The following is a 4,389-nucleotide window of genomic DNA, read 5'->3' on the forward strand; positions in this document are numbered from 1 at the left end:
GGAACGGACGCTTCCTTTGTACTCACCCTCTCGGGCTTTCCTCCGGGCGCTTCCCTTCGTTGTGTTTCACACTCTATCAGGAGTTTTTCCGCTCTCCCGCCACCCTGTTTTCCGCAGTCATAAAGACATACGGGCACAGCAGTGGACCCGAGAAAGGATCACTTCCGATAGGTGCCGCCCTCGCCTCGCCAGCAGTTGTCTGCGGGCCTCGGTCGTGGGCAGGGATCTGACAGTACATGCCCTCCTCATGCGAGGCAAATCGATTACGCACCGCACACGCCAAGGGCCCGATCACTCGTGCGGAACCCTCAGTTCCTATGACTTAGGCTTCCGACCAGTGCGCCGTCCAGGACAGGTAGTGACGGCGCGTGACGAATCTCCACCTGGGAGGCTTCCCATGACCACCGTGACGTCCCCGATCGCCGGACGCGCCATCGGACTCGCGGCAGTGCCCGATCCGGTCTTCTCCGGCGCGATGGTGGGACCCGGTACCGCTGTCGACCCCGTACGTGAGCCCCACGCCGCGGTCTCCCCCGTCGACGGCGTCATTGTCTCGCTGCACCCGCACGCGTTCGTCGTCGTAGACGCCGAGGGCCACGGGGTGCTGACGCACCTCGGCATCGACACCGTCCAGCTCAACGGCGAGGGCTTCGAACTGCTCGTCAACAAGGGCGACACCGTGACGCGCGGCCAGGAGGTCGTGCGCTGGAACCCGGTCGCCGTCGAAGAGGCCGGCAAGTCGCCGATCTGCCCGATCGTCGCGCTCGAGGCCACCGCCGACTCGCTCGGCGACGTCCGCGAGGACGGCGACGTCAAGGCCGGCGACCAGCTCTTCAGCTGGAAGTAGCCGATACCGCTCCCTGAGAAGGGGAGCGGCACGTACGACATCCACCGCGGCGGCCCGAGCCGCCGCATCAACCGGAGACGGGTGAAATGGAGACAACGCTGCGAGGCGTCGGCGTGAGCCACGGTGTGGCGATCGGCGAGGTCCGGCACATGGGCACGGCGGTTCTGGAGCCGCCGGCCAAGCAGATTCCGACGGACGAGGCGCCGCGCGAGCAGGGCCGCGCGCGCCAGGCCGTGGAAGCTGTGGCCGCCGACCTCATCGCGCGCGGCAACCTGGCCGGCGGCGAGGCCCAGCACGTGCTGGAGGCCCAGGCCATGATGGCCCAGGACCCCGAGCTGATGGCCGACGTCGAACGGCGCATCACCGTCGGCAGCACCGCGGAGCGCGCGGTGTACGACGCCTTCGCCGCCTATCGCGCGCTGCTCGCCAACGCCGGCGAGTACCTGGCCGGCCGGGTGGCCGACCTGGACGACGTGCGCAACCGCATCGTCGCGCGCCTGCTGGGCGTGCCGATGCCGGGCGTGCCGGACAGCGACGAGCCTTACGTGCTGATCGCCCGGGACCTCGCTCCCGCCGACACCGCCCTGCTCGACCCGACCCTGGTGCTGGGCTTCGTGACCGAGGAGGGCGGGCCGACCAGCCACAGCGCCATCCTGGCGCGTGCGCTCGGAGTGCCGGCGGTCGTGGCGCTGCCGGGTGCGGGTGAGCTTGCCGAGGGCACGGTGGTGGCCGTGGACGGCAGCACGGGCGACATCTTCGTCGACCCGAGCCCGGAGAAGCGCGCGGAGCTGATCAAGACGGCCGAGGAGCGCAAGGCCGCGCTGTCGGCGTCGTCCGGTCCGGGTGCGACGTCGGACGGGCACAAGGTGCCCCTGCTGGCGAACGTCGGTGGTCCGGGGGACGTGCCGGCGGCCGTCGAGGCGGGTGCCGAGGGCGTCGGTCTGTTCCGTACCGAGTTCCTGTTCCTGGACGACAGCAAGAAGGCGCCGTCCGAGGCCAAGCAGGTCGAGGCGTACCGCAAGGTGCTGGAGGCGTTCCCCGAGGGCCGTGTGGTCGTGCGGGTGCTGGACGCGGGCGCGGACAAGCCGCTGGACTTCCTGACGCCGGCCGACGAGCCCAACCCGGCGCTGGGCGTGCGGGGTCTGCGCACCCTGCTCGACCACCCGGACGTGCTGCGCACGCAGCTCACCGCGCTGGCCAAGGCCGCCGAGGGGCTGCCGGTCTACCTCGAGGTCATGGCGCCGATGGTGGCCGACCGCACGGACGCGAAGGCGTTCGCGGACGCGTGCCGGGAGGCCGGGCTGCAGGCGAAGTTCGGGGCGATGGTGGAGATCCCCTCCGCCGCGCTGCGGGCGCGCTCGATCCTGCAGGAGGTCGAGTTCCTGTCGCTGGGCACCAACGACCTGGCGCAGTACACCTTCGCCGCCGACCGTCAGGTCGGTGCGGTGTCGCGGCTGCAGGACCCGTGGCAGCCGGCGCTGCTCGACCTGGTCGCGGCTTCCGCCGAGGCCGCCAAGGCCGAGGGCAAGAGCTGCGGCGTGTGCGGCGAGGCCGCGTCGGACCCGCTGCTGGCCTGTGTGCTGACCGGTCTGGGCGTGACGAGCCTGTCCATGGGTGCGGCGTCGATTCCGTACGTCCGCGCGACCCTGGCCAAGCACACGCTGGCCCAGTGCGAGCGTGCCGCCGCCGCGGCCCGTGCGACGGACTCGGCCGAAGAGGCCCGTCTGGCCGCGCAGGCGGTGCTGTCCGGCGAGTGAGCCGGGCCGGTCGCCGTCGCGGTGATGTGAGCTGAGAGGTGAAGGGTGTCCCGCCGGGTGGCGGGGCACCCTTCATCCGTTCCCGGACTGAGCGACCGGCGACCGGCGGCCGGCGGTCGCCGGTCGCTCAGTCCTCCAGGGGCAGCCCCGCGCGGTAGTCGACGTCGGGCTCGGGCGGTACGGGTTCGCCGGTGCGGGCGTCGGTGCAGTAGGCGGCGAAGACCTCCGCTTCGGTCAGCGGGTGGAGCCGGCCGCCGTCCTTGAGGTTCCAGCCGCGGACGGTGTCGCGGTGATCGGGCCGCATGCTGCGCAGGACCACTCCGCCCGGCCGTTCCGTGGCGATGCCTGCCGCGAGGACGGTGCAGAAGACGAGGGCGGCCGCCTCGCCGAGGTGGAGCAGGCCGTCGTCACGGCTCTCCGTGTGCAGCACGGCCACGAGCGGGGTCCGCCCTTCGGCCGGGATGCTGCAGACGAGGTGGTGGGTGCCGGGGCCGGCCGCCTGGATGATCCTCCGCAGGAGGGCTGTGGCCCTGGCGAAGGCGGCGCGGCCGATGTCCTCGCCGCAGGCGTCGCAGTCGCCGCGGGTGAGCAGGGCCGAGGCGTACTCCCACGTCGCCTGCTGTTCCGCCTCGGCGACGAGCCGGGGCAGCAGGCGGGCGAGGGGCTCGCCCTCGTAGGTGACCTTGGTGCCGGCGGCGGCGACCTCCGCGGTGTAGCGCGTGCGGCTGGCCGGGGCGTCGGGGTCGAGGTGGGAGTCGGTGCAGAACTCGGTGTAGGCGACGGGGTCGAAGAGGGCGACGCTCGTGTGCGTGCCGCGGGCGGTCAAGTCGCGCAGCAGGCCCTCCATCTGCCGCATGTAGGTGGCGTGGTCGTCGAAGGGGAAGCTCGTGTAGCCCTGCATGGCCGCGAAGTCGTCCGCTCCGGCCAGGACGGCCACGGTGCTGGGGACTTCGCGGCGCAGCAGGCGCCGTGCGCCGGCCTTGCGCCGCTCGGTGAGCGATCGCTTCCTGCCGCCCCGCTGTTTGGTGTGCGGGCGCATCCTGCCCGCCGGTCGCTTCCCCTCCCCCGTCAGGCGTTTCCCCGACAGCCGTTTCTCCGTGGGCCGCTTGCCGCCCACCGGCCGTCCTCCGCCGTCACGTGAATGCGCCATGTTCTCTCCCCCTGAGCGCGTGTGATCAATGCTCACTCACCGTAAGGGGAGGCACTGACAATGCGGTCCCGCTGTCGTCGCGGGTGAGCCTGCGCTGGGCGAGGCAGATGGCGGCGAGGCCGGCGCCGAAGCCGAGCCAGCCGAGGGGTCCGGCCGCGATGGTGCCGGTCACGGCCATGGGTCCGATGCTGCGCTGGACCGCCGATGCGAGGCCGTGGACGCCGAGGTAGGCGCCCTGGGCGGTGGGCGGTGCGAGGGTGACGGACAGTTCCCAGGAGATGGTGGCGTGGAGCATCTCGGCGACGGTGAAGGCGATCGCGGCGAGGATCAGGGCGGTGACGGCGGCCCAGCGGGTGCCGGTGGCCGATGCGGCGAGGGCCGCTCCGCCTGCGAGGAAGGCCGCGGCCAGGGGGAACAGCGAGGTGCGCGCCTTCTCGGAGGTGGTCCCGAAGCGGGCGAAGGGGACCTGGAAGCACACCACGAGCACGTTGTTGAGGACGAGGAGGAGGGGGACGACGCCGTGCGGGACGGGTGTGGCCGTGACGGCCCACAGGGCGAGGCCGACCTTGAAGACGGAGTCGTCGAGGCAGAGGAAGGCTTCGGTGGCGGTGTAGGCGAGGTAACGGCGGTCGCGC

The 4,389-nt window shown here is 71.9% G+C and carries 3 protein-coding genes and 1 pseudogene; 2 read left to right on the plus strand and 2 right to left on the minus strand.

All coding sequences use genetic code 11. The features are described 5' to 3' along the window. The first annotated feature begins 397 nt into the window (after positions 1-397). Both V7793_RS34050 and ptsP read left to right on the plus strand, forming a co-directional pair. Entirely contained in the window at positions 398-847 is a 450-nt protein-coding gene (locus tag V7793_RS34050; RefSeq protein ID WP_336013561.1) for a PTS sugar transporter subunit IIA, read from the plus strand. Between the two features lie 86 nt (positions 848-933). Next, the gene (gene ptsP, locus V7793_RS34055) at positions 934-2,604 is read left to right on the plus strand and encodes a phosphoenolpyruvate--protein phosphotransferase (protein ID WP_336013562.1); all 1,671 of its coding nucleotides are present in this window, start codon (positions 934-936) and stop codon (positions 2,602-2,604) included. 127 nt (positions 2,605-2,731) lie between these two features. Here the strand turns inward: ptsP and V7793_RS34060 are convergent, their stop codons facing one another. Continuing rightward, positions 2,732-3,643 carry a hypothetical protein gene (locus V7793_RS34060; RefSeq protein ID WP_443058052.1) on the minus strand — a complete coding sequence of 304 codons (912 nt, stop codon included), beginning with the start codon at positions 3,641-3,643 and terminating at the stop codon, positions 2,732-2,734. Positions 3,644-3,779: 136 nt separating this feature from the next. Further along, a pseudogene (locus tag V7793_RS34065) lies at positions 3,780-4,389 on the minus strand (MFS transporter); the annotation flags it as partial.

It is taken from the genome of Streptomyces sp. KLMMK, assembly GCF_036961605.1.
In the GTDB taxonomy this organism is placed as follows: domain Bacteria; phylum Actinomycetota; class Actinomycetes; order Streptomycetales; family Streptomycetaceae; genus Streptomyces; species Streptomyces telluris.

Coding starts and splice junctions, on each gene's coding strand:
- V7793_RS34050 (WP_336013561.1), top strand. CDS start 398: ATGACCACCGTGACGTCCCCGATCGCCGGACGCGCCATCGGACTCGCG.
- ptsP (WP_336013562.1), top strand. CDS start 934: ATGGAGACAACGCTGCGAGGCGTCGGCGTGAGCCACGGTGTGGCGATC.
- V7793_RS34060 (WP_443058052.1), bottom strand. CDS start 3,643: ATGCGCCCGCACACCAAACAGCGGGGCGGCAGGAAGCGATCGCTCACC.